30 protein-coding genes are annotated in these 26,461 nt (G+C 58.6%); 12 read left to right on the forward strand and 18 right to left on the reverse strand.

Features of this window, described 5'->3' with window-relative positions; translation table 11 throughout:
* Positions 1 to 4: 4 nt before the first annotated feature.
* Both ACCC96_RS06315 and ACCC96_RS06320 read right to left on the reverse strand, forming a co-directional pair.
* Entirely contained in the window at positions 5 to 598 is a 594-nt protein-coding gene (locus ACCC96_RS06315) for a hypothetical protein (RefSeq protein ID WP_026346030.1), read from the reverse strand.
* Entirely contained in the window at positions 564 to 1,304 is a 741-nt protein-coding gene (locus ACCC96_RS06320) for an SURF1 family protein (protein ID WP_413695235.1), read from the reverse strand. Before ACCC96_RS06320 ends, ACCC96_RS06315 begins: the two co-directional genes overlap by 35 nt.
* Before the next feature lie 70 nt (positions 1,305 to 1,374).
* Between ACCC96_RS06320 and ACCC96_RS06325 the strand changes: the two genes are divergently transcribed.
* A complete protein-coding gene (locus ACCC96_RS06325) occupies positions 1,375 to 1,578 on the forward strand; it encodes a twin transmembrane helix small protein (RefSeq protein WP_018927261.1) in 204 nt (67 codons plus the stop codon).
* Between the two features lie 15 nt (positions 1,579 to 1,593).
* Here the strand turns inward: ACCC96_RS06325 and ACCC96_RS06330 are convergent, their stop codons facing one another.
* The 4 genes from ACCC96_RS06330 to coxB form a co-directional block, all read right to left on the reverse strand.
* Positions 1,594 to 2,481 carry a cytochrome c oxidase subunit 3 gene (locus tag ACCC96_RS06330; RefSeq protein WP_019580291.1) on the reverse strand — a complete coding sequence of 296 codons (888 nt, stop codon included), beginning with the start codon at positions 2,479 to 2,481 and terminating at the stop codon, positions 1,594 to 1,596.
* A 33-nt stretch (positions 2,482 to 2,514) separates the two neighbouring features.
* Positions 2,515 to 3,072, reverse strand: a complete 558-nt coding sequence (locus ACCC96_RS06335; protein ID WP_018927259.1) for a cytochrome c oxidase assembly protein — start codon at positions 3,070 to 3,072, stop codon at positions 2,515 to 2,517.
* A gap of 165 nt (positions 3,073 to 3,237) precedes the next feature.
* The gene (gene ctaD / locus ACCC96_RS06340; protein ID WP_018927258.1) at positions 3,238 to 4,830 is read right to left on the reverse strand and encodes a cytochrome c oxidase subunit I; all 1,593 of its coding nucleotides are present in this window, start codon (positions 4,828 to 4,830) and stop codon (positions 3,238 to 3,240) included.
* Positions 4,831 to 4,912: 82 nt separating this feature from the next.
* A complete protein-coding gene (gene coxB / locus ACCC96_RS06345; RefSeq protein WP_019580289.1) occupies positions 4,913 to 6,040 on the reverse strand; it encodes a cytochrome c oxidase subunit II in 1,128 nt (375 codons plus the stop codon).
* A 372-nt stretch (positions 6,041 to 6,412) separates the two neighbouring features.
* Here coxB and ACCC96_RS06350 point away from each other — a divergent pair, with 372 nt between their 5' ends.
* On the forward strand, positions 6,413 to 7,063 hold the full coding sequence (locus tag ACCC96_RS06350; protein WP_019580288.1) for a hypothetical protein: 651 nt from the start codon (positions 6,413 to 6,415) through the stop codon (positions 7,061 to 7,063).
* A gap of 80 nt (positions 7,064 to 7,143) precedes the next feature.
* On the opposite strand, the gene ACCC96_RS06355 is transcribed toward ACCC96_RS06350, so the two are convergent.
* The 3 genes from ACCC96_RS06355 to ACCC96_RS06365 all read right to left on the reverse strand — a co-directional run bounded on the left by ACCC96_RS06355 (position 7,144) and on the right by ACCC96_RS06365 (position 10,837).
* Entirely contained in the window at positions 7,144 to 8,673 is a 1,530-nt protein-coding gene (locus ACCC96_RS06355; RefSeq protein ID WP_413695236.1) for a SulP family inorganic anion transporter, read from the reverse strand.
* 130 nt (positions 8,674 to 8,803) lie between these two features.
* Positions 8,804 to 9,535 (reverse strand): carbonic anhydrase, encoded by a 732-nt coding sequence (locus tag ACCC96_RS06360; protein WP_018927254.1) that lies wholly within the window; start codon positions 9,533 to 9,535, stop codon positions 8,804 to 8,806.
* 243 nt (positions 9,536 to 9,778) lie between these two features.
* The gene (locus ACCC96_RS06365; RefSeq protein ID WP_019651195.1) at positions 9,779 to 10,837 is read right to left on the reverse strand and encodes a PA0069 family radical SAM protein; all 1,059 of its coding nucleotides are present in this window, start codon (positions 10,835 to 10,837) and stop codon (positions 9,779 to 9,781) included.
* Between the two features lie 242 nt (positions 10,838 to 11,079).
* Here ACCC96_RS06365 and ACCC96_RS06370 point away from each other — a divergent pair, with 242 nt between their 5' ends.
* Positions 11,080 to 11,385: a hypothetical protein gene (locus tag ACCC96_RS06370; protein ID WP_019651194.1), complete on the forward strand. Its 306-nt coding sequence runs from the start codon at positions 11,080 to 11,082 to the stop codon at positions 11,383 to 11,385.
* A gap of 255 nt (positions 11,386 to 11,640) precedes the next feature.
* Positions 11,641 to 12,288 carry a dual specificity protein phosphatase family protein gene (locus ACCC96_RS06375; protein WP_413695237.1) on the forward strand — a complete coding sequence of 216 codons (648 nt, stop codon included), beginning with the start codon at positions 11,641 to 11,643 and terminating at the stop codon, positions 12,286 to 12,288.
* Between the two features lie 7 nt (positions 12,289 to 12,295).
* Here the strand turns inward: ACCC96_RS06375 and ACCC96_RS06380 are convergent, their stop codons facing one another.
* The 3 genes from ACCC96_RS06380 to prlC form a co-directional block, all read right to left on the reverse strand.
* Complete coding sequence (locus ACCC96_RS06380; protein ID WP_413695238.1) at positions 12,296 to 14,329, reverse strand: M3 family metallopeptidase; 2,034 nt, start codon at positions 14,327 to 14,329, stop codon at positions 12,296 to 12,298.
* A gap of 107 nt (positions 14,330 to 14,436) precedes the next feature.
* On the reverse strand, positions 14,437 to 14,724 hold the full coding sequence (locus ACCC96_RS06385) for a YheV family putative zinc ribbon protein (RefSeq protein WP_019651191.1): 288 nt from the start codon (positions 14,722 to 14,724) through the stop codon (positions 14,437 to 14,439).
* Entirely contained in the window at positions 14,721 to 16,772 is a 2,052-nt protein-coding gene (prlC, locus tag ACCC96_RS06390) for an oligopeptidase A (RefSeq protein ID WP_413695239.1), read from the reverse strand. The genes ACCC96_RS06385 and prlC overlap by 4 nt, the downstream gene beginning before the upstream one ends.
* Positions 16,773 to 16,873: 101 nt before the next feature.
* Between prlC and ACCC96_RS06395 the strand changes: the two genes are divergently transcribed.
* Both ACCC96_RS06395 and ACCC96_RS06400 read left to right on the forward strand, forming a co-directional pair.
* Positions 16,874 to 17,419, forward strand: coding sequence for a gamma carbonic anhydrase family protein (locus ACCC96_RS06395; protein ID WP_019651189.1), 546 nt, complete (start codon positions 16,874 to 16,876; stop codon positions 17,417 to 17,419).
* A gap of 45 nt (positions 17,420 to 17,464) precedes the next feature.
* A complete protein-coding gene (locus ACCC96_RS06400; RefSeq protein WP_258671833.1) occupies positions 17,465 to 18,115 on the forward strand; it encodes an HAD family hydrolase in 651 nt (216 codons plus the stop codon).
* Positions 18,116 to 18,169: 54 nt separating this feature from the next.
* Here ACCC96_RS06400 and ACCC96_RS06405 read toward each other — a convergent pair whose 3' ends face one another.
* Positions 18,170 to 19,261 carry an aminopeptidase gene (locus ACCC96_RS06405; protein WP_413695240.1) on the reverse strand — a complete coding sequence of 364 codons (1,092 nt, stop codon included), beginning with the start codon at positions 19,259 to 19,261 and terminating at the stop codon, positions 18,170 to 18,172.
* A 59-nt stretch (positions 19,262 to 19,320) separates the two neighbouring features.
* On the opposite strand from ACCC96_RS06405, the gene ACCC96_RS06410 reads away from it, so the two are divergent.
* Together ACCC96_RS06410 and ACCC96_RS06415 are read left to right on the forward strand one after the other, a co-directional pair.
* A complete protein-coding gene (locus ACCC96_RS06410) occupies positions 19,321 to 19,737 on the forward strand; it encodes a hypothetical protein (protein ID WP_413695241.1) in 417 nt (138 codons plus the stop codon).
* Between the two features lie 40 nt (positions 19,738 to 19,777).
* Positions 19,778 to 20,197, forward strand: a complete 420-nt coding sequence (locus ACCC96_RS06415) for a hypothetical protein (protein ID WP_258671836.1) — start codon at positions 19,778 to 19,780, stop codon at positions 20,195 to 20,197.
* 6 nt (positions 20,198 to 20,203) lie between these two features.
* On the opposite strand, the gene ACCC96_RS06420 is transcribed toward ACCC96_RS06415, so the two are convergent.
* Both ACCC96_RS06420 and ACCC96_RS06425 read right to left on the reverse strand, forming a co-directional pair.
* Positions 20,204 to 20,437 (reverse strand): DUF1161 domain-containing protein, encoded by a 234-nt coding sequence (locus ACCC96_RS06420; RefSeq protein WP_019580280.1) that lies wholly within the window; start codon positions 20,435 to 20,437, stop codon positions 20,204 to 20,206.
* A gap of 177 nt (positions 20,438 to 20,614) precedes the next feature.
* A complete protein-coding gene (locus ACCC96_RS06425) occupies positions 20,615 to 21,046 on the reverse strand; it encodes an OsmC family protein (RefSeq protein ID WP_007940742.1) in 432 nt (143 codons plus the stop codon).
* 238 nt (positions 21,047 to 21,284) lie between these two features.
* Here ACCC96_RS06425 and ACCC96_RS06430 point away from each other — a divergent pair, with 238 nt between their 5' ends.
* Positions 21,285 to 22,286: an LLM class flavin-dependent oxidoreductase gene (locus tag ACCC96_RS06430; protein WP_413695242.1), complete on the forward strand. Its 1,002-nt coding sequence runs from the start codon at positions 21,285 to 21,287 to the stop codon at positions 22,284 to 22,286.
* 76 nt (positions 22,287 to 22,362) lie between these two features.
* Here ACCC96_RS06430 and ACCC96_RS06435 read toward each other — a convergent pair whose 3' ends face one another.
* Positions 22,363 to 22,587: a DUF1161 domain-containing protein gene (locus tag ACCC96_RS06435; RefSeq protein ID WP_018927241.1), complete on the reverse strand. Its 225-nt coding sequence runs from the start codon at positions 22,585 to 22,587 to the stop codon at positions 22,363 to 22,365.
* Positions 22,588 to 22,712: 125 nt separating this feature from the next.
* Positions 22,713 to 22,928: a dodecin gene (locus ACCC96_RS06440; protein WP_018927240.1), complete on the reverse strand. Its 216-nt coding sequence runs from the start codon at positions 22,926 to 22,928 to the stop codon at positions 22,713 to 22,715.
* A 156-nt stretch (positions 22,929 to 23,084) separates the two neighbouring features.
* On the opposite strand from ACCC96_RS06440, the gene ACCC96_RS06445 reads away from it, so the two are divergent.
* Positions 23,085 to 23,411, forward strand: a complete 327-nt coding sequence (locus ACCC96_RS06445; RefSeq protein WP_019651183.1) for a DUF883 family protein — start codon at positions 23,085 to 23,087, stop codon at positions 23,409 to 23,411.
* Here the strand turns inward: ACCC96_RS06445 and ACCC96_RS06450 are convergent.
* Positions 23,408 to 24,301: a LysR family transcriptional regulator gene (locus ACCC96_RS06450; protein ID WP_019651182.1), complete on the reverse strand. Its 894-nt coding sequence runs from the start codon at positions 24,299 to 24,301 to the stop codon at positions 23,408 to 23,410. The genes ACCC96_RS06445 and ACCC96_RS06450 overlap by 4 nt on opposite strands.
* Before the next feature lie 112 nt (positions 24,302 to 24,413).
* On the opposite strand from ACCC96_RS06450, the gene trpB reads away from it, so the two are divergent.
* Complete coding sequence (trpB, locus tag ACCC96_RS06455) at positions 24,414 to 25,649, forward strand: tryptophan synthase subunit beta (protein ID WP_007940749.1); 1,236 nt, start codon at positions 24,414 to 24,416, stop codon at positions 25,647 to 25,649.
* On the forward strand, positions 25,649 to 26,461 hold the full coding sequence (gene trpA, locus ACCC96_RS06460; protein WP_258671839.1) for a tryptophan synthase subunit alpha: 813 nt from the start codon (positions 25,649 to 25,651) through the stop codon (positions 26,459 to 26,461). The genes trpB and trpA overlap by 1 nt, the downstream gene beginning before the upstream one ends.

The following is a 26,461-nucleotide window of genomic DNA, read 5'->3' on the forward strand; positions in this document are numbered from 1 at the left end:
GCCCTTATCCGATGTTCGACAGTTTCAGCAGGTGGCGCAGGTCGTTGAGCAGATCCTTGCCCTTCACCGTCGGGTCGTAACGCAGCACCAGATTGCCGTGAGGGTCGATGATCCACAGGTGCGGCGTGTCATTGCTCTGCGCGCCTTTGATGTAGGACGGCAGGTCCAATGAATAGCGTTGCAACTGTGGGTACTCGCGTTGAAGTTTAGTCTCGTAATCACTGTTCAGCGGCTGCGCGATGGCCAGCGCATGGCTGGCACGGGCGGCATCGCGACCGAGGCCGATCTGGATCTGCCGCGCCAGATAAACCAGCTGCTGGCAATCCACCGAGCAGTCCTTGGGCGCCGTCACCAGCAACTGCCAGCGGTCTTCCTGCACCTGTACGCCAATGTCGGCGCGAGTCTGGCCGTTGCCGATCAGTTCACCGTGATAACTGCGGCCTTCGGGTACCCAGAACTGCAATTTGTACATGCCGGTGGCGAGGATCATCGGACCGATCACCCCCAATAGGATCAGCAGCAACTGCAAGCGTCCGCGCCGCCGATTCACCGGTGTTTTCGCCTCAGACATGCCGGGTGGATTCATGGCCACTCCCATTATTGTTCTCCTTTGCGTTGTGCCATCCGAGATAGAGATAAAGGCCGAACAGCGCGATCGCCAGGGCGAACCACTGCACGGCGTAAGCCAGGTGCTTTTCCGGCCCCATGGCCACCACCGGCCAATCGGCCCGGTAGGTCGCAGGGCCACTTTGCGCGCGTAATTCGTAGGCGAAACCGTCACGTTCAAGCGCCGTCCACAGCCTGGCCGGTTCAACGGCGGTGATCAGTTGTGGCCAGGTCGTGGCGTTGGGGTCAGCGTGCAACTGGAACGTTGCGCCGGGGGAGACATAGACCCAGGCGTCGAGGCTCAACACCTCAGTCGGTGTGGTGAATGACGGCGGTGTGCGCCGATCCGGCCACGGCAGCCAGCCGCGATTGACCAGCAACCAGAGCCCGGTGGCCTGATCCTGAAACGGTTGCAACAGCTCGAGCCCGATCTTGCCGTCGCGCTGCCGGTTATCCAGCAGCAGGCTGTGTTCGGCATCGAACTGGCCGTGCAGGCGAACCCGGCGGAAGGCCGGATCTGCGGTGTGTTGCAGTTCGGTGCTGGCCATCGGTTCGGCGGCCCGGCGCTCGGCGTAATTTTGCAGCAGCGCGCTTTTTTCCGCGCCCCGGCTCAACTGCCAGAACCCGAGCGACACCAGCAAGGGCAGCAGCACCGCGACCACCAGAGTCGGCACAAGGCCCAGCCGGAAGCGCTTCATGGCGTCGCCAGAAAGTCGGTCATCGCGATAGCTATACTCACATGCATCGCCTGTCCCCCGGAGTGTCACCATGCTCAAAGCAGCCATCGTCCTGATGCTGATTGCCACGGTTGTCAGCCTGTTCAGCGGCCTGTTTTTTCTGGTCAAGGACGACAGCAGCTCGAATCGCCTGGTCATCGCCTTGAGTATTCGTGTTGCGCTGGCCGCCATTACTGTCGGCTTGATCGCCTGGGGTTTTTTCAGCGGCCAGCTGGTGTCCCACGTGCCTTGGTAGTCATGAGTACCAGGCTCAAAGTACGTAGACGAAAACGAACAACCCGATCCACACCACATCCACAAAGTGCCAGTACCAGGTCGCCGCCTCGAAGCCGAAATGGTGGTCTGCATTGAAGTGCCCGCGCATGATGCGCATCAGCATCACGAACAGAATGATGGTGCCGATGGTCACGTGGGCACCGTGGAAACCGGTGAGCATGAAGAACGTTGCGCCGTAGATACCGGAACCCAGGGTCAGGCCCAGCTCGTGGTAGGCGTGCAGGTATTCTTTGGCTTGAAAGCCCAGGAAGCCGCAACCGAGCAACACGGTCAGTGCCAGCCAGATTTTCAGCGCCCCGCGATGGCCTTTCTTCAAGGCGTGGTGAGCGATGGTCACGGTGACGCTGGAACTCACCAGCAGCACGGTGTTGAGCAGAGGCAGGCCCCAGGGGCTGATGACTTCCTTGGGGGGAGGAAAGAGTTTCGAGTCCGGGTTGTTCAGCAGCGGCCAGGTGAACTCGAACGTCGGCCACAGCATGTGGGCGATGCCTTTGGTGCCTTCACCACCCAGTGCCGGGCCCGCGATGTTGCGCACATAAAACAGCGCACCGAAAAAGGCCAGGAAGAACATCACCTCCGAGAAAATGAACCAGCTCATGCCCCAGCGGAACGAGCGGTCGAGTTGCGGGCTGTACAACCCCGCGCGACTTTCCTTGACCACCGTCCCGAACCAGCCGAACAGCATGTAGGCCAGCAGCAGTCCGCCGACGAAAAAGATCAGCGGGCCATGGGATTCCGGCCGCGCAGCCTTCAGGTCATTGAACCAGGTGCCCAGGCCGAACACCGTGACCAGCATGCCGACCGTGGCGATGATCGGCCATTTGCTCTGGGCTGGAACGTAATAATGTTCATGAGTTGCCATTTATTGTTCTCCTTATCGGGCACGCTTTAACGCCTAGCCACCTGTGCTTGCTGCAACAGCTACAGGCGGATGACGTGCGGTGATATCGAACAGCGTGTAGGACAGCGTCAGGTGCTTCACATCCTTGGGCATGTCGCGGTCAACGATGAACCGTACTGGCATCTCGATGCGTTGACCGGGCTGCAGCACTTGCTGGGTAAAGCAGAAACATTCGGTCTTGTGGAAGTACGCCGCGGCTGCACTCGGCGCGATACTCGGCACTGCCTGGGCGCTCATCGGCCGGTCGGTGGGGTTGTGGGCGATAAAAATCATCTCGTTCACCGCCCCGGGGTGCGCGGTCAGCTCATCCGTCTTGGGATAGAAATCCCAGGGCATGTCAGCGGCGTTGGTCGACAGAAACTGCACGCGAACCTGCCGCGAGGCGTCGACCGTTTGCTCGCCTTCATACTGCCCGGCGGTTTTGCCATTGATGCCGAATGCCTTGCACATCACGTCGTAGATCGGTACCAGGGCAAAGCCGAAGACAAACATCGCCGCCACCACCAGCAACAGGCGGGTGACCAGTTTCTTCATCGAGATCGAGTCAGCCATGGCTTCGAACCTTTACGCATAACCCGCTAGGAGCAGGCCCTTGTGGCGAGGGAGCTTGCTCCCGCTGGGTCGCGAAGCGGCCCCAAAAGTTTTGCGTCTGCTTCGCAGCCGAGCGGGAGCAAGCTCCCTCGCCACAAAAGCTCGCTTCCACAAAGGCCAGGGCGTTCATTTCACTTCCGGCGGTGTGGTGAAGGTGTGATACGGCGCGGGCGATGGAATGCTCCATTCCAGCCCTTCGGCACCATCCCACGGCTTGGCCGGTGCCGGCTCGCCGCCGCGAATGGTCTTGATCACGATGAACAGGAAGAAGATCTGCGTGGCACCAAACATGAACGCGCCGATCGACGACACCATGTTGAAATCGGCGAACTGCAGGTTGTAGTCCGGAATCCGCCGCGGCATGCCCGCCAGGCCCACGAAGTGCATCGGGAAGAACGCCATGTTCATGCCGATGAAAGACAGCCAGAAGTGCAGCTTGCCGAGGGTTTCGTCGTACATGTGGCCGGTCCACTTTGGCAGCCAGAAGTAAGCCGAGGCGAAGATCCCGAAGATCGCCCCCGGCACCAGCACGTAATGGAAGTGCGCGACCACGAAGTAGGTGTCCTGGTACTGGAAGTCCGCCGGGGCGATGGCCAGCATCAACCCGGAGAATCCGCCAATGGAGAACAGGATCACGAACGCCACGGCGAACAGCATCGGCGTCTCGAAGGTCAGCGAGCCTTGCCACATGGTGCTGGCCCAGTTGAACACCTTCACGCCGGTCGGTACCGCGATCAGCAGGGTGGCGTACATGAAGAACAACTCGCCCACCAGCGGAATGCCGACCACGAACATGTGGTGCGCCCAGACGATGAATGACAGGAAGGCAATACTGGCCGTGGCATAGACCATCGAGGTGTAGCCAAACAGCGGCTTGCGCGAGAACGCCGGAATGATCGAGCTGACGGCACCGAAGGCCGGCAGGATCATGATGTACACCTCGGGGTGACCGAAGAACCAGAACACGTGCTGGAACAGCACCGGGTCTCCGCCACCGGCGGCACTGAAGAAACTGGTGCCGAAGTGGATGTCCATCAGCATCATGGTCACGCAGCCGGCCAGTACCGGCATCACCGCGATCAGCAGGAACGCGGTGATCAGCCAGGTCCAGACGAACAGCGGCATTTTCATCAACGTCATGCCGGGGGCGCGCAGGTTGAGGATGGTCGCGATCACGTTGATCGCGCCCATGATCGAACTGATCCCCATCAAGTGGATGGCGAAGATGAAGAACGTCACGCTTTCCGGCGCGTAGGTGGTCGACAGCGGTGCGTAGAAGGTCCAGCCGAAGTTCGGCCCGCCACCGGGGGTGAACAGGGTCGATACCAGCAGCAGGAACGCGGCCGGCAAAAGCCAGAAGCTGAAGTTGTTCATTCGCGGCAGGGCCATGTCCGGCGCGCCGATCATCAACGGGATCATCCAGTTGGCAAGGCCGACGAAGGCCGGCATCACCGCGCCGAAGACCATCACCAGACCGTGCATGGTGGTCATCTGGTTGAAGAACGCCGGTTCGACGATTTGCAGTCCCGGCTGGAACAGCTCGGCACGGATCACCATGGCGAACGAGCCGCCGAGCAGAAACATGGTGAATGCAAACCACAGGTACAGCGTGCCGATATCCTTGTGGTTGGTAGTCAACACCCAGCGCATCAGGCCTTTGGCAGGGCCGTGGGCGTGGGCGGTATCGGTATGAACATGGTCATCGACTACAACAGTCATGTCCTGTCTCCTGCAAACGGCTGGGCTGGGCGAACCGGGACGTCATGCCCCGACCGATTCCTTGAGTACGCAATAGACCGGGTCATTTGCTTTCCGCCTGTTTCAGCTCCAGCACTTCTTTAGGGGTGACCATGTCGCCTTTGTTGTTGCCCCAGGCGTTACGTTCGTAGGTCACGACCGCCGCGATATCGACTTCCGAGAGCTGCTTGCCGAACGCCGCCATCGCGGTGCCGGGCTTGCCATGGAAAACCAGGCTCAGGTGAGCCTCTTTCGGCCCGGTGGCGATTTTCGAGCCCTTGAGTGCCGGGAACATCGGCGGCAGGCCCTGGCCTTCGGCCTGGTGACAGGCCACGCAAGTGGTGTGATAAATCTTGTCGCCGCGCTCCTTGAGCTCGTCGAGGGTCCATTCCTTGCTGGTCAGCTCTTTGAGTTGCGCGGCTTCCGCCTTGCGCTCGCCCAGCCATTTTTCGTAGTCGGCCTTTTCCTTGACCTCGACCACGATCGGCATGAAGCCGTGGTCCTTGCCGCACAGCTCGGCGCACTGGCCACGGTAGATGCCGGGCTTGTCGACACGGGTCCAGGATTCATTGACGAAGCCCGGAATCGCATCGCGCTTGACTGCGAAGGCCGGCACCCACCAAGAGTGGATGACGTCGGCGGAGGTCACCAGAAAACGCACCTTGGCACCGATCGGCAGCACCAGTGGCTTGTCGACCTCCAGCAGGTAATGTTCGCCCTTGGCTTCCTTGTTGTGGATCTGATCGGCGGGGGTAGTCAGGTTGCTGAAAAATTCGACGTCCTGACCCAGGTATTTGTAATGCCACTTCCACTGATAGCCGGTGACCTGGATATCGATATCCGGCTCAGTGTTGTCGTACATCTTGATCAGTGTGGCGGTTGCGGGGACCGCCATGGCCACCAGAATAAGCAGGGGCACGATGGTCCAGAGGATTTCAACGGTGGTGCTTTCATGAAATTTTGCGGCCACCTGCCCGGTCGAGCGGCGGTGGATCATCATCGACCAGAACATGGCGCCGAAGACGATGATGCCGATCACCACACAGATCCAGAAAATGGTCATGTGCAGATCGAATACTGCGTGACTGATCTCAGTCGCTCCAGGCGCCATATTGACAGTCCAGGCCGCTTGCGCCTGACTGAAAATCGACCACAACAGGAGGCCCATCCAGACATGTGGATGTCGCATCATTGCGGGTTCCCCTTATCGTTCTTGTTATCCCGTAGGCGTAACGCCTGCGGCAAGGGAGCGGCTTTTTCAGACCACGAACTTGAATCGCCGAGCCTTGCTGCATATGCAGTCGGGTGTCATCAGCTAACTCCATTCAGAACCGAGTATAGACAGCGAGTGCCACCTCGCAACGCGATGGGGTAAATCAGCTGAAACAGGTTGGACTTGCGTTCCAGGTCACGAATGGAGAAGGATGCAGACGAGTGGTGGCAAATCGATATAACGCAGGCGTCTCAAGAATGAAATAATTATGACAAATGCGTCTTAGCCTTTTTCCTGAGCCAGCTAAGTTATGTCTTCCCTATTTCATTGCCTTTGTTTCCTGGAGTTTTCATGAACACCGCCGCATTGCGCGAGCAGATCCAAAAAGCCCTGCAACACGAGGCCGAGACCGGCCTGCTGACTCGTCAGCTTGAAACCCAACTGCCGCACCTTCACTCCGCCATCCAATTGCCGGATGTCGACGCCAACGGCGTGATGACGCGTTTTGTGGCCGCGTATATAGAACAAGTGCCAGACCTGCTGGATGCAGCCAATGAAGTCGCCAGGGAAGCGGGCATCGAATCGCAGATCAAGCCGGTGCTGACAATCGCCGAGCAGTTCTTCCTCCAGCCGCCGGCGATCATGGCCGGTCACGTTGGCCTGGACAGCCTGCTGGACGAAGCTTATCTGGCGCACCGCCTGGTCGAAGAGGTCAACGACCTGTACATCAAGCATTTTGGCCAGCCATTGATCCCCTTGGACATGACTGTCGCCAACCTGATTGCCCACCAATTGATTGGCGAGGAATTTGCCAACCAACTGGATGAGGCGGTGCATCACGCCGTGGACGAGATGCTTGACGATGAAAGTTTCGCGCTGGAGTCGGTGGAGGCCTACCGCGAGAAACTCAACAGCCCGGACACCGGCGCCGCGTGGAAGCGCTGGCCGTGCCTGTCGCGCCAATTGGGCGTGGAACTGGAGCTGGATCAACCAGCCGCATAATCTGGACTTCTTAAAAGATCGCAGCCTCCGGCAGCGCCCAACGGGCGCGTAGGAGCTGCCGAAGGCTGCGATCTTTTGCTTTATATCCCGGTGGAACCTACGCCCGTCGTGGTCCGCAACCGTCCTTCCAATCTGCGCTTCAACCCCCGCGCTTCAATCAACAGCTTCGAACCCTTGGCCGCATTGGCCCGGCCCCACTCCTCCAGCAACTCAAGGCACGAGTGATCGATGTAGCTCAGGTTATTGAGCGGCACATGCACCGTCGCGCCTGCCGGGATGCTCCCCAGCACCTGGGTCAACGCCGGCACCTTGAGGAAGGTCGCCGCCCCCACCAGTCGAAGTTCCATCTCGCCGTCCGCCGGCAGATCGATCAGGCTGATTTTCAGTCGCGAAGCCTTCCAGGCCAGTTTGGCCAACGTCAGGCCGAAGCCGATCAGCACACCGGTCAGCAGGTCGGTGAAGATGATTGCCAGTGCGGTCGCCGCATAGGTGAACATCGGCATCCGGCCATAACGGCCCAGGCCGCGAAAGGCCTTGAGGTCTACCAGTTTGAAACCGGTGTAAACCAGCACGCCCGCCAGGCTCGCCACCGGAATGCTTTGCAGCACGCTCGATAGCAGCAGCACGAAAGCCAGCAGCCACAGGCCATGGAACACTGTCGACAGACGGGTGGTGGCGCCGGCTTGAACGTTGGCCGAGCTGCGTACGATCACTCCGGTCATCGGCAGCGCGCCGAGCAGACCACACAACATGTTGCCCACACCTTGCGCCGACAATTCGCGGTCGAAGTCAGAGCGTTGACCGCTGTGCATGCGATCCACGGCGGCGGCCGAGAGCAGGGTTTCGGCGCTGGCGATAAAGGCCACGGCGAAGGCGGCGATCAGCAGGGTTGGGTCAGCCAGGTTGAGCAGATCCGCCGGACGTAGCCAGTCGATGGCCTCCGCGAGGTTAGCCGGAACCTCCACACGTTTGACCTGCAAGGCGAGCGCCAGGCTGGCGATCGTTGCCAGACTGACCCCGAGCAATGCACCGGGAACGAAACGCAATGAGTGCGGGCGGAATTTTTCCCACAGCCACATCACGGCAATGGTCGACAGCCCGAGCAAACCCGCTTGCCAGCCAAACGAAGGCAAAGCCTGAATCACCGCAGCGGGGAAAGCCGCCAGGTTATCCAGACCCGAGGGCTTGGGCACGGCATCGAGCATTACGTGCACCTGTGACAGCACGATCAACACACCGATGCCGGCGAGCATGCCGTACACCACAGCCGGCGCCGTGACCCGAAACCAGCAACCCAGTTTCAAACGCCCGGCTACCAATTGCAGAAAACCCGCCAGTAGCAGGATCGGCCCGAGCATGGCGATACCATGTTGGCGCACCAGTTCGAACACCAATACCGCCAGACCGGCCGCCGGGCCGCTGACTTGCAACGGTGAACCGGCAAGCCAGCCAACTACAAGCCCACCGATGATGCCGGTGATCAGGCCTTTGGCCGGTGGCAGCCCGGAGGCGATGGCGATGCCCATGCACAAAGGCAGGGCAACCAGAAACACAACCACCGAAGCCAGCAGCTCCCGTGGCAGAACAGCTTTTAATTGAGCGGCACGCATGGTGACTCTCCCGAAGTTTTCTTCAGGCATGGCAAAGCCGGGCTGCCTGATCAGCAGCCTCGGCTAAACCACACAGGGATCTGTTGACCTGTCTCGCAAACGTTGTTGTGAGACAGGCTACGAAGAGGATTTAGAAGCGCGCTTTGGGCGTCGCCACCGGAATCGGATGGCTGCCATCGAGCGGCAGGAAACAACCCTGATCCGCGTCGTAAGCCTGGATTTCGCTGGTTTCGATGTTGTACACCCAACCATGGATAAACAGCTGACCGTTGGCCATGCGCGAGGCCACCGACGGGTGCGTGCGCAAATGTTGCAACTGAGCGATCACATTCTCTTCGGTAAGGATGTGCATGCTCTCGCTTTCATTCGAGCAATGGCAGTTGTCCTGAACCATGGTTTTCGCCACTTCCGCATGGCGCAGCCAGGCTTTGACCGTAGGCATCTTTTCCAGGCTCTGCGGGTTGAGTACTGCGCGCATGGCGCCACAGTCGGAGTGGCCGCAGATGATGATGTGCTGCACGCCGAGCGCCAGCACTGCGTATTCGATGGCTGTGGAAACACCACCGTTCATTTGCCCATAAGGCGGCACGACGTTGCCGACGTTACGGGTGACGAACAGGTCGCCGGGGGCGCTTTGGGTGATCAGCTCGGGAACAATGCGCGAATCGGCGCACGCGATGAACATCGCCCGAGGCCGCTGGGCCGTGGCGAGTTTTTTGAAGAGTTCTTCCTGCTGCGGAAAGATCTCGTGATGAAAATGCAAAAAGCCGTCAACGATATGCTGCAGCGCTGCATCGGCGGTTTCCGCCTCGGGTTGGGCTGAAGCCGACGCAGCCAAAGGCTGTTTATCCTTGTCACTCATGATTCATCCTCTTTGGCGGAGTAAGGGAATTTTCCCGTTTTGTCCGATGTGAAGCCAGTGGCTGTATAAAAAACGTCCAGGTCGAAAAGCAGACCAGTCAGTCACTCGATGAACAAGGTAGCGGCCGAAGCTTAACTCAAACTGAATCAAGCGCTCTAGAACGTACGTTCCAGGTCATAAGAAATATGACCAGCTTGAACGCGACGTACTTTTTTCACTACTCCACCATAGGTCCAATTGTCCTTAAATCAATGACATCTGGCGACCCGGCGGACAAAAGGCTTTGCAGTCCAGATCGAAACCTTCCCGACGGTTGAGCCCCAGGCGCTTGATGGTTTTGGCAAAACGCTGCGCCAGCAGATCGGCAAATGGTCCTTCACCGCGCATACGGGCGCCAAACCGGCTGTCGTAAAGCTCCCCACCACGGCTCTGGCGGATCAGGCTCAACACATGAGCTGCACGCTGAGGATAGTGGGCGGCCAGCCACTCTTCGAACAGCGGCGCCACTTCCAGCGGCAGGCGCAACATCATGTAAGCCGCAGTTTGCGCTCCGGCCGCATGGGCTTCAGTCAGCAGGCTTTCGAGTTCGCTGTCGTTGATCATCGGAATCATCGGTGAACACAAGACACCCACCGGAATCCCCGCTTCACGCATTACCCGGATCGCCCGCAGTCGTGCCTTGGGCGCAGCCGTACGGGGTTCGAGGATGCGTTTGAGCTCATCGTCCAGAGTGGTGAGGCTGATCATTACCGCCACCAGTCGTTGCTCGGCAAGTTCGGCCAGCAAGTCCAGATCGCGCAGAATCAGCGAGCCCTTGGTGATGATGGTCACCGGATGGCGATAGCGCAGCAGCACCTCGAGGGTCCTGCGGGTGATTTTGTATTCACGCTCGATCGGCTGATAAGGATCGGTGTTGGAGCCCAGGTTGATCGGCGCGCATTGATAGCCGCGTTTGGACAGTTGCTCTTCCAGCACATCGGCGGCGTTGGTCTTGGCGATCAGTCTGGTTTCGAAATCCAGCCCTGGCGACATGTCCCAGTAGGCGTGGCTGGGCCGAGCGTAGCAATAGATACAGCCATGCTCGCAGCCACGATAGGGATTGATCGAGCGGTCGAAGGGCAAGTCCGGCGAGTTGTTGCGGGTAATGATGGTCTTCGCCGTCTCGATGCGCACCTCGGTGCCTTGGGTGATCGGCGCTTCCTGATACCAGCCGTCATCCTCGGCCACCGAACGGTTCGGTGCGAAACGGTTGTGCGGGTTGGTGGCGGTGCCGCGACCGCGGGGTGGCAGAGGCGTGTTCATCGATAAAAACCCATTGACTGTATGTGTATACAGTATCAAGGGGGCAAGCGACAAGCCAGTGCCGTTCGGCGAGTGAATGTCGGAGATTATATAAAGGAACTAACAAGACAAGTTTATGGATCAAACGCATCGCGCAACTGTCATCACCGGAAATATATATCAAGTAGCGCAATTACAAAGGCTGTTAGTACTATCCTCGTCGCACGAAGTTGTCGTGAATTATTAATTAAAAGGATTTAGTCATGTCGTTTTTTAATCAGCGTGGTATTTTTTTGCAACTGTTGGCGCCCAGCATAACCAATCCTCGCGAAGCACAAGTATCGATGCAGCTTGCCCGTAAAGAGCTGGGATGGGATGCGGTAAATGAAGTGCAGACAGAGGCACTGGTCGATTCCGTCTATGTGACAGCGGTTTCCAGCGATGGTGGTCAGTCCTTCACGATCAAGACCATTAACAGCGATGTGGACGGTGATGGCGATATCGATGGTGACGACAAGGCAAAACTGCTGGCCTTGGCCAAGGCTTATTCCAGTATCGTAAATCCCTGAAGTTGATAGTTGTTGCCAGGCCTGCATGAGACTCCATGCAGGCCTGGTTTTATCGGTGTCTATTAACTCAAGGTCTTGCCGGATAGTGTCTCTCAGTCAACTAGCGATGTCGGACAGTCCGGCTGATCTGAATGACAACCAGCCTCGGGCATTTGCTGTTCTATTCACGATTCTTTGACAGTGCCCTCACAGGTCTTTGACTGTCCCGAGTTCAGGCTATCGATCACTTATCCATCACTTCACGGTCGCCTGAGCATGTCCCTACTGCGCCTTCTACCTGCGACGTTTCTTTTGTCGCTGGCCGCACTTTTCCACCTGACGCTGGCCCACGCTGATGACGCTGCTCTATCCCGGCCTGCGGACTGGGCTCAATCGGTGGAGGTTCAGTACAACCTTTATCAGATGTCCCCGACCCTCTATCGCAGTGCGTTGCCGGACAAGGGGGCGGTGCCGTTGCTGGAAAAACTCAAGGTCGCTACCGTAATCAACTTCCTGCCTGAACCGGACTCAAGCTGGTTGTCCAACCCCGGAATCACCCAGATACAGCTGCCCTACCGCACCAATCACGTAGATGACAGTGATGTGCTCAAGGCCATTCGCGCGATTCAGAGCGCCGAGGCCAAAGGGCCTGTGCTTATGCACTGCAAACACGGCTCGGATCGCACCGGCCTGATGGCGGCGATGTACCGGGTGGTGGTGCAGGGCTGGAGTAAGGAAGATGCGCTGAGTGAAATGACTCAGGGCGGTTTTGGCGATAGCACCCACTTCAAGGACGGTATTCGCTACATGATGCAGGCCGATGTCGACAAACTTCGTACGGCGCTGGCCAATGGTGAGTGCAGCACAAGCCCGTTTGCCATGTGTTCGATGAAGAGTTGGTTCAACTCGGCTCACATCGAGTAATCGCGCCTCAGCTACCTACTGCGACTGGGAAAAGATCCTCGGCAAGTGGCCGTTCCAGAAACGCCTCTAGAGATAACAACAGAGAGTGTGAATCCCCAGGTGAAAAAATGGCTTCGCGAAAGGCCTTACCTGTTTGGATATTGAAAACCCAATCCCGCTCAAAGCGTTTGAAGGCTTCGGTGGCTAGTACATCTGACCAGTTGTAGGCGTAAACCGAGGCGCCGTAACCGGTCACCATATAATCGAAACTGTTGGCGAGCCGGCTATAGGAAGACAGTTTCAAGTGAGGAATTTCCCGCTGTACGTCTTCGAATACCCGCTGAACGCTACGGCCATCACCCTGAGAGCGGTGCAATTGGAAATCAAATAAGCCAGCTATCAGCAATCGGGCTGTCTGCCAGCTGCTATGGGCTTGAAGCGATGTCAGTGCTTTATCGATTTGAGCCTCGGTCAAGCGTTCACCGGTGCGGTGGTGGGCCGCCAGCCACTGTAGAAACTCTCGTGAGAAACACCAGCGTTCGAATAGTTGGCCGGCAAATTCCGCCGTGTCGCGTCCCAGCTGGGAGATGCCTGAAAGGGTGTAATGCGGTGAACGAGTCAGGGTGTGGTGCAGGCAGTGGCCAAATTCATGGAAAAGTACCCGCAGATCCAGATGGGTCAGCAAACAAGGTTGATCAGCCAAGACCTCCGTGAAGTTGGCGTGAATAACGGCAATTGGCAGGGTCAACCGGCCTTCGGCGTCCACTCGCCGGTTGCGCGGCGTTGCGGTCCATGGAAAGTCAGGAGCCTCCTTGCGATGGAACGGGTCGAGGTAAATATGCCCGACCACCTGCCCGTGCTCGCTGACTTCAAACAGACGGACACTGTCATGCCAGCGACTGAACGTTGTTTGTTCAACGATCCGAATTCCGAACATACGCTCGCTGAACAGGCAGATTCGGCGCAGGGTTGCGTCCAGGGGAAAATAATCGCGCAGGCTTTTCAGGGGCGTATCCAGGTATTGTTGACGCAGCTTTTCGGCGAGAAACTCGTGGTCCCAGGGCTGTACCTCAGCGATACCCTGGCTGGCCGCGAAAGTCTTGAGCGTTTGCGCATCCTCCTCGAAACTCGATGTTTTAAGCGCCACTTGTCGACGCAGGAATCCGCTGACCTGTGCGGTTGAGTCCGCCATCCGGTTCGCCAGGCTCAATTGGGCAAAGTTTTCATACCCTAGCAGTTGGGCTTTGCGATGACGCTGAACCAACAGCGATTTCAATACCGGTCCATTATCGAATTGTCCGGCGTGCGGGCCCTGATCGGAGGCTCGAGTGTTGAAGGCAACGAAATACTCTTCACGCAGGGGGCGGTCTTCGGCATAGGCCATGACTTGATTGCAGGTGTCCTGATCCAGGGTTATCAGCCAGCACTCATGCCCAGCCTGCCGTGCGTTGAGTGCCAGACGATCTTTGGTCGCCAGGGGTAAACCGTTGAGTTGAGCGACATTGTCGATACGCTTGCTCCAGGCCGAACTTGCATTCTCCAGGTTCTTTAGAAACAGGCTCTCGAGCGCGCTGATTTCGCGATTCAGGTGAGCAAGTTGTTGCTGTCGATCGAGGGGCAACTCGATTCCGGAGAAACGAAACCTGCGCAGAATCTTGTTCAGCACGGCTTTGCGAGACTCATCGAAACTTGCGGCGATCGGGCTTTGTGCAAGCCTTTGATAGGCCCGGAACAGTGCCTGATTGCTCATTTTTTCGGTTTTGTACTGCGCCACGGCATCACGACATGCACCGCTTGCCAACTCCCAGGTGTCACCGTCGTGCTTCACCATGGCGAGGGTTTCGATGATTCCCATGGCTTCATCCAGGCGTGCATCGGTGTCATCGACCGCCAGCACAAGGTCGTCCCAGGTCGGGAATGTTGATTGGCTGGCGATGATGTCGGAAATGGCCTGACGGTTGTCGCTGACGATTTTTTCGATGGCCGGCACGAGATGCTCGGCGCGAACGTGCGAATAGGGCGGCAGGTCCCAGTGCTGCAGAAGCGGATTGGTATCTGGCATGGTGTCTTCCTTGACTGGAGGCTGAATGTGCTCAGCCTAAAAGGAAGCGCAGGGGAAAGGTGGTAGATAGATACCACCTTCCACGGGAGTGAAAGGTGGTGCTCCAGTCAGTTTTGCTCGTCAGGCTTTTTCTTCAGCTTCGGGTTCGGGAAAAACTGCACGGCCTGAACCTTGGCGTCTGGCACCTTGAGTGCCGAGGTGTTAACCCGGGTGCCCAATTCCTTGGGCACCGACAGGCCTTGTTCATTCAGCGTGTCGGAATAACCGCAGGCCACACACTCGCGATGTGGAACGGTATCTTCGTTCCACATCATCAATTTGTCCGGCTCGCTGCAGGCCGGGCAAACCGCCCCGGCGATAAAGCGTTTTTTGGTAATCACAGGTCCCTCACTCATGCTGCCGCGTCCTCGGTCAGGCCGCTGTGGCGCAAGAGTGCGTCAATCGATGGCGCACGGCCACGGAAGTCGACGAACAGCACCATCGGTTCCTGGGAACCACCTCGTGCCAGGATCGCTTCGCGGAAGGCACGACCGGTCTGGGCATTGAGCACGCCGTCTTCTTCGAACTTCGAGAAGGCATCGGCCGACAACACTTCAGCCCACTTGTAGCTGTAGTAACCCGCAGCGTAACCACCGGCGAAGATGTGAGCGAAGCTGTTGGGGAAACGGTTGTAGGCCGGTGGACGCATGACCGAAACCTCATCACGCACGCCTTCGAGCACTTGCAGCACGCTGCGGCCGTCGCCGTGGGTGGCGTGCAGCTCGAAGTCGAACAGCGAGAACTCCAGTTGGCGGACCATCATCAGGCCGGACTGGAAGTTCTTCGCTGCGAGCATTTTCTCCAGCAGATCCTGAGGCAACGGTTTGCCGGTTTCGTAGTGACCGGAAATCAGTGCCAGACCTTCCGGCTCCCAGCACCAGTTTTCCATGAACTGGCTTGGCAGCTCGACCGCATCCCAGGCCACGCCGTTGATGCCGGACACGCCAGCGTGCTCGACACGGGTCAGCAGGTGATGCAGGCCGTGACCGAATTCATGGAACAGGGTGGTCACTTCGTCGTGGGTCAGCAGGGCTGGTTTACCGCTGTCGGCCGGGGTGAAGTTGCACACCAGGTTCGCCACCGGGCTTTGCAGCACGCCATTGATTGTGCGGCGGTGATCGCGGGCGCCGTCCATCCAGGCACCGCCACGCTTGTTGGCGCGGGCATAGAGGTCGAAGAAGAAGCGGCCGACGTGCTGGCCGTTTTCCTTGATTTCGAACAGGCGAACATCCGGGTGCCAGGTATCGAAGCCTTTCAGCTCGGCGATCTCGATGCCGTACAGACGCTGGACGATGGCGAACAGCCCACCCAGAACCTTGTCGATCGGGAAGTACGCGCGAAGGGTTTCCTGGGCGACGCTGTAGCGTTGCTCGCGAAGTTTTTCACCGTAGAAACCGCTGTCCCAGCTTTGCAGGTCCGGGCAACCCTGTTCGGCGGCGTAGGCCTTGAGCTGCTCCAGATCCCGGACGGCGAACGGCTTGCTGCGCTTGGCCAGGTCGCGCAGGAAGCTGAGTACCTGATCGCTGGATTCGGCCATTTTGGTCGCCAGGCTCAGCTCTGAGAAGCTGGTGAAACCCAACAGTTTTGCCAGTTCCTGACGCAGGTCGAGGATTTCTTCCATGATCGGGCCGTTATCGTTCTGACCGGCATTCGGGCCTTGGTCCGACGCACGGGTGCAGTAGGCGGCGTAGACTTCTTCGCGCAGGGCACGGTCCTGGGCGTAGGTCATCACCGCGTAGTAACTCGGGAATTCCAGGGTGATCAGCCAGCCGTCGAGGTCTTTGGCTTGCGCGGCGGCGGCCATTTGCGCCTTGGCCGAATCGGTCAGGCCGGCGAGGGCGGCTTCGTCAGTGATGTGCTTGGTCCAGGCCTGGGTGGCGTCGAGCAACTGGTTGGAGAAGCGACTGCCCAGCTCCGACAGTTTGCTCTGCACGTCGGCATAACGCTTTTGTTCGGCTTCAGGCAGGTCGATACCCGACAGGCGGAAGTCACGCAGGGCGTGCTCCAGGATGGTTTTCTGCGCCACGTCGAAACCGGCGGCCTCAGGACTGTTCGCCAGCGCTTCATAGGCCTGAAACAGTTCACGGTTCTGGCCCAGCTCGGTGGCGTAGGCGCTCAGGGCCGGCAGGCAGGACTCGTAAGCCTCGCGCAACTCAGCGCTGTTGCACACGGCATTGAGGTGGCTGACCGGGCTCCAGGCGGCGCCCAGACGATCGTTGAGTTCGTCCATCGCCAGTACCAGGCCGGCCCAGGTCGGTTGTTTGGCCTGGGTCTTGAGGATTTCGACAATGGCGGCGCGGTTGTCAGCCAGAATCTTTTCAATGGCCGGTTGCACGTGTTCGGCACGGATCGCCGAGAACGGCGGCAGGTCGTAGGACTGCAGAAGAGGGTTGTTCACGCTCACGGTTGGCACCTTGGCTGGAAAACATGCGGGAAGAAACATGCGCCCATCTTAATTACAATCGACGCTCACCGCAGCTATCGGCAACAGAGAGAAACCCTATCGTGACCCTTCGCAAGTATCAGAACTACACGCCGCTGCTGGGCAAAGGCGCTTTTGTCGACGGCTCGGCAGTGGTGATCGGCGACGTCGAAATCGGCGAAGACAGCTCCGTCTGGCCGCTGACGGTGATCCGCGGCGACATGCATCGCATCCGGATCGGTGCGCGCACCAGCGTGCAGGACGGCTGCGTGTTGCACATCACCCATGCAGGGCCATTCAACCCCGATGGCTTTCCGTTACTGATCGGCGACGATGTGACCATCGCGCATAAAGTCATGCTTCATGGTTGCGCCGTGGGCAACCGGATTCTGATCGGCATGGGCAGCATCGTCATGGACGGTGCGGTGGTCGAGGACGATGTGATCATCGGCGCCGGTAGCCTGGTGCCACCGGGTAAGCGCCTGGAAAGCGGTTTTCTTTATGTCGGGAGCCCGGTGAAGCAGATCCGGCCGCTGACGGAAAAGGAAAAAGCCTTTTTCACCTACAGCGCGGCGAATTACGTGAAGCTCAAGGACCTGCATCTGGCCGAAGGTTACGACCAGCTCTAAGCCTCTTGATAACGGAAAGCGTCTCGCTATTGCTCAGGAATTTCCATGCATTACCAAACCGTATTGTTCGACCTCGATGGCACGCTGACCGACCCGCGCGAAGGCATCACCCGCTCCATCCAGTTCGCCCTGAGCAAACTGGGTATCGATGAACCGGACCTGACCAGGCTCGAACATTTCATTGGCCCGCCATTGTTGCAGGCGTTCATGCAGTTCTATGACTTCGACGAACCCAAGGCCTGGGAGGCAGTGAACTTCTATCGTGAACGCTTCAAGGTCACCGGCCTGTATGAAAACCGCGTGTTCGACGGCGTCACGCCTCTACTGGAAACCCTCGGTGGACAAGGGCGGCAGCTGTACATCGCGACCTCCAAGCCATGGGTTTTCGCCCGGGAAATTGCCCGGCACTTCGACTTCGCCAAGCATTTCAAGATGATTTACGGCAGTGAGCTGGATGGCACGCGGACCAACAAGGTCGAGCTGATTGCACACTTGATGGCCGAAGAAGGTCTCGACCCGGCCAATACGCTGATGATCGGCGACCGTAAGCACGACCTGATCGGTGCCCGCAGCAATGGGCTGGACGCGGCAGCGGTGGGTTATGGGTTTGGCAGCCGGGAAGAATTGAGCGCCGAGGCACCGGCGTATCACTTCGAGACGCTGGGTGAGTTGCATCAGGCGTTTCTGCAGCGCTGATCAAATCCCTTCGCGGGCAAGTCGGATCGCCGCACCGCCTGCGAAGGGGCCCGTTCAGCCACCGGAATTCGCTGATCCTGCCAACGCCCTCAACGCCGCCTTGCGCTCCCCAACCGGCAACGTGCCCACCTTCTCCACTGCCGCATAAAACCTCACCCAATCACCATCGACCTGCCTGAACAGTGTGGTAAACGCTGGCACCCACTGGTCATACAAACCAAACGGCAATAATCGGGCGTTGTTCATCGGGGCGTTGATCCATGCATCGTAGCGATTGTTGCCAGCCCATTGGCTGTCACGCAGGCTCCTGTACTCACGGCGCAATTGTTCGAACTCGGCCGCTTTTCGCTCACGCATTTGGTCGGCCGGCAGCGGCAGGGCGTAAAGCCGTTCAAGCCGGGTGCGGGTGTCCAGAATCAATTGGATGAACTGGTCGCGTTGGCGTACCAACGCTCCATTATCCGGCGGCATGTCTCGGAATGCGCGCCATTGGCGAGTGCCTTCCTGTTCGACGAACGTGGCGAAGGACTCGTTGAACTCGGTGTCGTCTTTCACATAAAAACGTTGGTGCGCGAGTTCGTGAAAAATCAGCGTGGCCAACCGTTCGTCGCCCCACGCCATCATCGAGCTAATAATCGGATCGTTGAACCAACCGAGCGTCGAATAGGCCTCGACGCCGCCGATCGACACGTCCATACCTTGCAGGCGTTGCAAGGCGGCCTCGCCGCGAGCAGCGCTCTGACTGTAAAAACCGCGATAAGCGACGCAGCCGGCAACGGGGAAGCAATGGTTCTGTGGCTTCAGCGAAAACTCCGGCGTGGCGAAGACATTCCAGACCACATATGGCCGGCCGATGTCGGCGTACAAGCGGTAGCTCTGGTTGTCCGGCAGATGCAGGTGTTGGCTGGCGAACGTTCGGGCCTTTTGTGACTGGGCCAGATGCGCACGCAATTGCCGATCGCGGGCGGGATCGGCAATCACATTGGCAACCGGCTCCCGAGCCCGCAGCAAGTGCAGCTGACCACTGGCCAATTGGCCGTAATAGCTGACGCTCGTGCAGCCGTTGAGCGACAAAAGAAAAACACCCGGAAACAAAATGCGTAAAACGCGATCAAGTAACCCAAGGCTTGGACGCGGCCTGATCAAAATAAAAAAATCCCTGGAAAGTCTGCCCGCAAGACTATCCCGCCTATTGGAGCTCCGCTATGCGCAAATTGATGCTGACGGGAGGCCTGCTGATGCTGGCCGGCTGTGCCGGATTGCCCACCCCTGATCCTTCGCAGGCCTGGATCGATCTGGACTCACGGCAGGAAGATACCGCGCTGCAAGCGCTGGAAGTCGATGACAAGACTTCCATCGACAAGCGCTACTTCCAGGTGCAGCCCGGCAGCCATGAGCTGAAGGTTCGCTACTTATTCGCGGTCCAGCCGACCAACATTGGCCCCGACGCAGAGCCGCTGTGGCGCGACTGCCAGTTGAATGTGAAATTCAAGGACTTCAACGCCGGGCAGCGGTATCAGCTGCAAGCGGGGAATATCGGCTTTCGGCCGTGGGCAAAGCTTTATGATCAGCAGCGAAAAGTGATTGGGCAGGGTAAGCCAGCGGGCTGCCAACGCACCTGATCGGCGCTATGCTGAATGACCAGTCCTTGGGATATTCATCATGCGCAGGTTGTTGCTGTTGCTCGCTGCAGGTGCCTTTGTTGGCTGTGCGAGCCCGTTGCCGGCGGTCAATCCGCAAATGGCCTGGGTCGACTTCGCCACGCCAAGCCCCGGCGGGAAACTACTGATGGCCGAACGGCTGGACAACCAGCGGTTGCGCGATGGTCGTTACTTCCAGGTCACCCCGGGTAGCCATGAGCTGATAGTGCGTTTCGATTTTGAAGTATTTAGCGGGGGCTTGGGCTTGATGAACGCTCCGCTCGAGCGGTTGTGCTACCTGACCATCAATTACGACCATTTCGAGGCCGGCCAGCGTTATCTGCTGGAAGCTCGCTCCATAGCGCTCACCCCCAGCGCCCGGCTGTATAACGCCAAGCGGGAGATTGTCGCCGAAGATCGCGAGAGCTACTGCCTCATGTGAGGCGAATCAACTGTCATTTTTTTGGTAGATGACTTTCTTCGTGCCACTTTCGCACGTGCCGACCACCATATTCTGATCGTGCACTTCGTCGTTGGTGACGATTTCCAGGGTGTAGGACGAAACGTTATTGGCCTGGATCTTGGCTTCGATCTCGGCCTTGAGTTCTTCACAGGATTTCGGTGCCGCGAGAGCCGATGTGGCCAGCGTGCAACAGATAACCGCCAAGGCAAAACGTTTCATGGTTGAAGCTCCCTTGAGGCAGCGCGCACGGTGATGCGCTAAAGCTGCTGTCATTTATTCGACCACAATTACGCCAGCCAGGTTTTGTTTCAACGCAAAAAAGATCGCAGTTTTCGACAGCGCCTACCGATCAATCAATAATCCAGGCGCTGCCGACGGCTGCGATCTTTTATCGGTTTAGCTGACCAACGTCGCATCCAGGCTGATTTTCGCATTCAGTACCTTGGACACCGGGCAGCCCTCTTTGGCCTTGTTGCTCAGTTCTTCGAATTGCGCCTGGGTCGCCCCGGGGATTTTCGCCTTGAGGATCAGTTTCACCGCGGTGATTGCAAAGCCGCCGTCCACCTGGTCCAGGGTGACTTCGGCATTGGTGTCAATGCTGTCGGCCTTGAGGCCGGCCTCACCGAGAATCATTGAAAACGCCATGGAGAAACAGCCAGCGTGGGCTGCGCCGATCAACTCCTCGGGATTGGTGCCTTTACCGCCTTCGAAACGGGCCTTGAAGCCGTAGGGCGCTTCTCTGAGTACACCGGTTTCCGTGGAAATCGAGCCGATGCCGGTCTTCAGATCACCTTCCCAATGAGCCGATGCTTTCTTTGTAATAGCCATGTCTGCCTCCTCAAGATCCGGCGCTAAACGTCGCGCCTTCGTGGTTTTTCGGTTGCCAGGGTTCTGAGGATAGACCGTCGGGCAAAGTTCACCTCATCTGATCAGTCCTCTAATTGCACAGGAATTTTGTCTCTCCTATTGAAACTCGGGTATATGCCCTCATTGCAGAGAACACGCTTATAGACTCGGCAGGTTTTCGTTCCTGAAAGAACCTGCTTACCCATTGGAGAAGCAGGTTATGAAACAACTGTCTGAGATCAAGTTTTCGACCCTCGATCTGGTGCCCGTGCGCGAGAACGGCAGTGCGGCCCAGTCTCTGCGCAATTCCCTGGACCTGGCGCAGCACGTCGAAAAATTCGGCTACAACCGCTTTTGGGTCGCCGAACACCACAATATGGACGGGATAGCCAGTTCGGCGACCTCGGTCCTGCTGGGCTATCTGGCCGGTGGCACTTCGACCATTCGTGTCGGTTCGGGTGGCGTGATGCTGCCCAACCACGCGCCGCTGGTGATCGCCGAGCAGTTCGGCACCCTTGAAAGCCTGTATCCAGGCCGGATCGACCTGGGCCTGGGGCGCGCGCCCGGCTCCGATCAAATGACCGCCCGTGCCTTGCGTCGCGAGCGTTCCGGAAGCGCCGACGATTTCCCGGAAGACGTGGCCGAGTTGGTGCGCTACCTCGGCCCACGCACGCCGGATCAGCGGATCATTGCCATGCCGGGTACCGGCACCAATGTCCCGGTCTGGTTGTTGGGTTCGAGCCTGTTCAGTGCGCAGCTGGCCGGTGAGCGCGGATTGCCCTACGCCTTCGCTTCACATTTCGCACCGCGCTTCATGCATGAAGCGATTCGCGTCTACCGCAACCACTTCAAGCCATCAGCGGTGTTGGATAAGCCTTACGTGATGCTCGGTGTGCCGCTGGTGGCGGCAGACACCGACGAGCAGGCCGATTACCTGGCCACTTCGGTGTACCAGCGGATTCTTGCGTTGATGCGTGGCCAGAGCCTGGTGCAACGCCCACCCGTGAAGACCATGGACGGCCTGTGGCTGCCCCATGAGAAAGAAGCGGTCGGTGATTTCCTGGGGCTGGCGATGGTCGGCAGCCCGCAGAAAATCCGCGCCAAGCTTGAGGTGCTGATCGAACAGACGCAGGCGGATGAACTGATTTTCACCTGTGATCTGTATGAACATGCCGATCGCGTGCACTCCTATGAACTGTTGGCGCAGGTCATGAAGGGCTGACACTTGAACGGCCTCCACAAAAAGCCGACGCCATGGCGTCGGCTTTTCGTTATCGGCTTTTCGTTATTGAGGCAAGTCAGCCCTGTTTGTAGACGATTACCTTGGAGCCCTTCTCACATTTCCCGACGACTTTTCCGCCGGCAGCAGTGCCTTTGTCGACGATCTCCAGCGTGTAATTGGAAACACCCTTGGCGTCCAGTTTTGCAGCGATTTCGGCTTTCAGCTCTTCACACGACTTGACTTGGGCAAAGGCTGTTCCCGCAAGGCTCAACAAACCTACCGCCAGAATAAACTTCTTCATGGGTTGCACTCCTTGGTCGGATCAATAGAGGAGGGCATCCAGCTACCGGATGCGCTCACTCTGTAGCACTTTGCTGTTTCCTATGGCATTCAGTCATCGCGCAAGTTCAGCCGGCTGGTTCAAACTCAGCTGCTGGCAATCCGGAACCCGACTTTGAGTGTCACCTGGAAGTGTGCAGCTTTGCCGTCCTTGATATGCCCGCGAGTTTCGGTCACTTCAAACCATTCCATGTACTTGAGGCTTTTGTTGGCTTCGGCCAGGGCGTTGTTGATGGCGTCTTCAATGCTGCTGGTGGACGAGCCAACCAGTTCGACTTTCTTGTAGGTGTGATGGTCAGACATGGCGTTCTCCTTGAGGTGTGAAATACAGCCTAGCAGTGATTTTTCTTATTTCTTCTGTCGACCAATCCGTAGCGACGTTCAGATTTACTGCACTTTCTCGAACCCCTGAAGTCCCAACCAACACACGTCACTCATCAACAATGCAGGAGAGCCATCATGGCCAACACGTCGTTACGCAACGCCTCATTGCAAAGCATGGAAGCCGAGATCGAGAGTCTGTTGAAATCGTTGGAAAGCTTGAAGGACGACGCCTCGGACGAGTCGCGTAAAACTCTCAAGACGTTGAAAAGCAACGCCGAGAACGCGCTGAAACACTCACGCCATCTGCTCGCCGATGCCTATGAAGAGGTCAAGGTCAAAACCCGTGAAACCGGGATCGCGACACGTGACTACGCCCAGGAACACCCTTGGACTACAGCCGGTGTTGCCGTTGGTGCGCTGGGATTGCTCGCGGCCTACTTATTGTTCAAGCGCGGTCATTAAGGTGTCTGGCGCAGTTCGTTTTTAAGCCACTGCGCCAACTGCCGAGCGCGCCCGTCCGCGGCGCGCTTGGGGAGCCACAACGCCAGTTGCGCCGGGGTTTCACGGAAGCCCCATGGCGCAACCAGGCGACCGGCCTTCACGTCTTCGGCCACCAGCGGCTCGGGCGCGATGGCGACGCCCAACCCGGCCACTGCTGCTTCCAGCAAATAATACAAATGCTCGAATCCCTGACCGTACTTCAGCGCCTTGTCATCGAGGCCGCTTTGCTGTGCCCAGCTCGGCCAGGCTTGCGGGCGTGAGGTGGTGTGCAGCAATGGTTCGCTCAACAGTGTGCTTGCCGGTGCGTCTCGTAGCCTTTCGTAACCGGCAAATCGAGGGCTCATGACCGGACCGATTCGTTCGCTGGCCAATTCGTAGACCTGCATATCCGCCGGCCACGGCGGCTCCGCAAATACCAATAAAGCATCCAGGCCGGGCCGTCGTGGATCAAGATCGCCTTCGCCAGCCGACAGGTGCAAACGCAGATCCGGCAGGTCCGCATTCAGGCGCCCCAAACGCGGAATGAACCAGCGCGCCAAAAGACTGCCCGAGCAGCCGAGCACGAACGGCGCATCGGCGGTGCTTTGGGTCAGCTCGGCGCAAACGCTGCGCAAACGCTCGAAGGCTTCGCCGCTGGCATCGCGCAAACGAACGCCGGCATCTGTGAGTTTAAGGCCGCGTCCATCCTTGATGAACAGGCTCACGCCGAGGTGTTCTTCCAGCACCTTGAGTTGCCGGCTGACCGCACCATGGGTGACGTGCAGCTGTTCGGCAGCCTGACTGACGCTGTTCAGGCGGGCAGTGGCTTCGAAGGCGCGAAGCGCGTTCAGCGGGGGGAGGTCATGGCTCATGGGATCTGTGAGTTTTCCTGACAGGTTGCGGCGATCTTATCGGTTTTCAGCGTGGGATGTCAGGGGTAGAGTGAACCCCATCGTCACCTCTCGAATACAACTGGAGCGACCCATGACCCAGACTAATCTGCGCAACGGCCCCGACGCCAACGGCCTGTTTGGCGCGTTCGGTGGCCGTTACGTCGCCGAAACCCTGATGCCGTTGATCCTCGATCTGGCCCGCGAATACGAAGCAGCCAAGGAAGATCCGGCATTCAAAGAAGAATTGGCCTACTTCCAGCGTGATTACGTCGGACGTCCAAGCCCGCTGTATTTCGCCGAGCGCCTGACAGAGTTCTGCGGCGGCGCGAAGATTTACCTCAAGCGCGAAGAGCTGAACCACACCGGCGCGCACAAGATCAACAACTGCATCGGCCAGATCCTGCTGGCGCGGCGCATGGGCAAGAAACGCATCATCGCCGAGACCGGCGCCGGCATGCACGGCGTGGCGACCGCCACCGTGGCCGCGCGTTTCGGCCTCGATTGCGTGATCTACATGGGCACCACTGACATCGAACGTCAGCAAGCCAACGTGTTTCGCATGAAGCTGCTGGGCGCCGAAGTGATCCCGGTGGTCGCTGGCACCGGCACCCTCAAAGACGCAATGAACGAAGCCCTGCGTGACTGGGTGACCAACGTCGACAGCACTTTCTACCTGATCGGCACCGTGGCCGGCCCGCACCCGTACCCGGCCATGGTTCGCGACTTCCAGGCCGTCATCGGCAAGGAAACCCGTGAGCAGTTGCAAGCCCAGGAAGGCCGTCTGCCAGACAGCCTGGTGGCGTGCATCGGCGGTGGTTCCAATGCGATGGGCCTGTTCCATCCGTTCCTCGATGACAAGAGCGTCGAGATCATCGGCGTCGAAGCGGCCGGTTACGGCATCGAAACCGGCAAGCACGCGGCCAGCCTGAACGGCGGCGTACCGGGCGTGCTGCACGGTAACCGTACGTTCCTGTTGCAGGACGATGATGGCCAGATCATTGACGCGCACTCGATTTCAGCCGGTCTCGACTATCCAGGCATCGGCCCTGAACACGCCTGGTTGCATGACATCGGCCGCGTCCAGTACACCTCAGTGACCGACGACGAAGCCCTCGACGCATTCCATAAGTGCTGCCGCCTGGAAGGGATTATTCCTGCACTGGAAAGCGCCCATGCCCTGGCCGAAGTGTTCAAGCGCGCACCGACCCTGCCGAAAGATCACCTGATGGTGGTCAACCTGTCCGGCCGTGGCGACAAAGACATGCAAACCGTGATGCACCACATGGAAAACTCTCAACAAGTGCAGTCCAAGCAGGAGAAACACTGATGAGCCGCCTGCAAACGCGTTTTGCCGAACTCAAGGAACAGAACCGCGCCGCCCTGGTGACCTTTGTGACCGCCGGTGACCCAAGCTATGACACGTCCTTGGCGATCCTCAAAGGTTTGCCCGGTGCTGGTGCTGATGTGATCGAGTTGGGCATGCCCTTCACCGATCCGATGGCCGACGGCCCGGCGATCCAGCTGGCCAACATCCGTGCTCTGGGCGCCAAACAGAACCTGGCGAAAACCCTGCAAATGGTTCGCGAGTTCCGCGAAGGCAACAGCGAGACTCCGCTGGTGTTGATGGGTTACTTCAACCCGATTCACATGTACGGCGTGCCGCGTTTCATCGCTGAAGCCAAAGAAGCCGGTGTCGATGGCCTGATCGTGGTCGACATGCCGCCAGAACATAACGCTGAATTGTGCGACCCGGCACAGGCGGCGGGCCTGGACTTCATCCGTCTGACCACTCCGACGACTGACGATGGGCGTCTGCCGACCGTACTGAATGGCAGTTCCGGATTTGTTTACTACGTGTCGGTGGCGGGTGTGACCGGTGCGGGCGCGGCGACTCTGGAACATGTCGAAGAGGCCGTCACCCGTCTGCGTCGCCATACCGATCTGCCGATCAGCATCGGCTTCGGTATTCGCACACCGGAACAGGCAGCGGCCATCGCGCGTCTGGCCGATGGTGTGGTGGTGGGATCGGCGCTGATCGATCACATCGCCAACGCCTCGACCCCGGATCAGGCTGTGGAGGGCGTACTCAGCCTGTGCGCGGCCTTGTCCGAGGGCGTGCGTAAAGCGCGGGTCAGCTGA

It is taken from the genome of Pseudomonas sp. Pseusp11 (assembly GCF_047304405.1).
Taxonomy (GTDB): Bacteria; Pseudomonadota; Gammaproteobacteria; order Pseudomonadales; family Pseudomonadaceae; genus Aquipseudomonas.

What these genes read in the sequence shown, in the direction of transcription:
- ACCC96_RS06315 (WP_026346030.1), bottom strand. Translation starts at nt 598, where the DNA reads ATGGGAGTGGCCATGAATCCACCCGGCATGTCTGAGGCGAAAACACCG.
- ACCC96_RS06320 (WP_413695235.1), bottom strand. Translation starts at nt 1,304, where the DNA reads ATGAAGCGCTTCCGGCTGGGCCTTGTGCCGACTCTGGTGGTCGCGGTG.
- ACCC96_RS06325 (WP_018927261.1), top strand. Translation starts at nt 1,375, where the DNA reads ATGCTCAAAGCAGCCATCGTCCTGATGCTGATTGCCACGGTTGTCAGC.
- ACCC96_RS06330 (WP_019580291.1), bottom strand. Translation starts at nt 2,481, where the DNA reads ATGGCAACTCATGAACATTATTACGTTCCAGCCCAGAGCAAATGGCCG.
- ACCC96_RS06335 (WP_018927259.1), bottom strand. Translation starts at nt 3,072, where the DNA reads ATGGCTGACTCGATCTCGATGAAGAAACTGGTCACCCGCCTGTTGCTG.
- ctaD (WP_018927258.1), bottom strand. Translation starts at nt 4,830, where the DNA reads ATGACTGTTGTAGTCGATGACCATGTTCATACCGATACCGCCCACGCC.
- coxB (WP_019580289.1), bottom strand. Translation starts at nt 6,040, where the DNA reads ATGATGCGACATCCACATGTCTGGATGGGCCTCCTGTTGTGGTCGATT.
- ACCC96_RS06350 (WP_019580288.1), top strand. Translation starts at nt 6,413, where the DNA reads ATGAACACCGCCGCATTGCGCGAGCAGATCCAAAAAGCCCTGCAACAC.
- ACCC96_RS06355 (WP_413695236.1), bottom strand. Translation starts at nt 8,673, where the DNA reads ATGCGTGCCGCTCAATTAAAAGCTGTTCTGCCACGGGAGCTGCTGGCT.
- ACCC96_RS06360 (WP_018927254.1), bottom strand. Translation starts at nt 9,535, where the DNA reads ATGAGTGACAAGGATAAACAGCCTTTGGCTGCGTCGGCTTCAGCCCAA.
- ACCC96_RS06365 (WP_019651195.1), bottom strand. Translation starts at nt 10,837, where the DNA reads ATGAACACGCCTCTGCCACCCCGCGGTCGCGGCACCGCCACCAACCCG.
- ACCC96_RS06370 (WP_019651194.1), top strand. Translation starts at nt 11,080, where the DNA reads ATGTCGTTTTTTAATCAGCGTGGTATTTTTTTGCAACTGTTGGCGCCC.
- ACCC96_RS06375 (WP_413695237.1), top strand. Translation starts at nt 11,641, where the DNA reads ATGTCCCTACTGCGCCTTCTACCTGCGACGTTTCTTTTGTCGCTGGCC.
- ACCC96_RS06380 (WP_413695238.1), bottom strand. Translation starts at nt 14,329, where the DNA reads ATGCCAGATACCAATCCGCTTCTGCAGCACTGGGACCTGCCGCCCTAT.
- ACCC96_RS06385 (WP_019651191.1), bottom strand. Translation starts at nt 14,724, where the DNA reads ATGAGTGAGGGACCTGTGATTACCAAAAAACGCTTTATCGCCGGGGCG.
- ACCC96_RS06400 (WP_258671833.1), top strand. Translation starts at nt 17,465, where the DNA reads ATGCATTACCAAACCGTATTGTTCGACCTCGATGGCACGCTGACCGAC.
- ACCC96_RS06410 (WP_413695241.1), top strand. Translation starts at nt 19,321, where the DNA reads ATGCGCAAATTGATGCTGACGGGAGGCCTGCTGATGCTGGCCGGCTGT.
- ACCC96_RS06415 (WP_258671836.1), top strand. Translation starts at nt 19,778, where the DNA reads ATGCGCAGGTTGTTGCTGTTGCTCGCTGCAGGTGCCTTTGTTGGCTGT.
- ACCC96_RS06420 (WP_019580280.1), bottom strand. Translation starts at nt 20,437, where the DNA reads ATGAAACGTTTTGCCTTGGCGGTTATCTGTTGCACGCTGGCCACATCG.
- ACCC96_RS06425 (WP_007940742.1), bottom strand. Translation starts at nt 21,046, where the DNA reads ATGGCTATTACAAAGAAAGCATCGGCTCATTGGGAAGGTGATCTGAAG.
- ACCC96_RS06430 (WP_413695242.1), top strand. Translation starts at nt 21,285, where the DNA reads ATGAAACAACTGTCTGAGATCAAGTTTTCGACCCTCGATCTGGTGCCC.
- ACCC96_RS06435 (WP_018927241.1), bottom strand. Translation starts at nt 22,587, where the DNA reads ATGAAGAAGTTTATTCTGGCGGTAGGTTTGTTGAGCCTTGCGGGAACA.
- ACCC96_RS06440 (WP_018927240.1), bottom strand. Translation starts at nt 22,928, where the DNA reads ATGTCTGACCATCACACCTACAAGAAAGTCGAACTGGTTGGCTCGTCC.
- ACCC96_RS06445 (WP_019651183.1), top strand. Translation starts at nt 23,085, where the DNA reads ATGGCCAACACGTCGTTACGCAACGCCTCATTGCAAAGCATGGAAGCC.
- ACCC96_RS06450 (WP_019651182.1), bottom strand. Translation starts at nt 24,301, where the DNA reads ATGAGCCATGACCTCCCCCCGCTGAACGCGCTTCGCGCCTTCGAAGCC.
- trpB (WP_007940749.1), top strand. Translation starts at nt 24,414, where the DNA reads ATGACCCAGACTAATCTGCGCAACGGCCCCGACGCCAACGGCCTGTTT.
- trpA (WP_258671839.1), top strand. Translation starts at nt 25,649, where the DNA reads ATGAGCCGCCTGCAAACGCGTTTTGCCGAACTCAAGGAACAGAACCGC.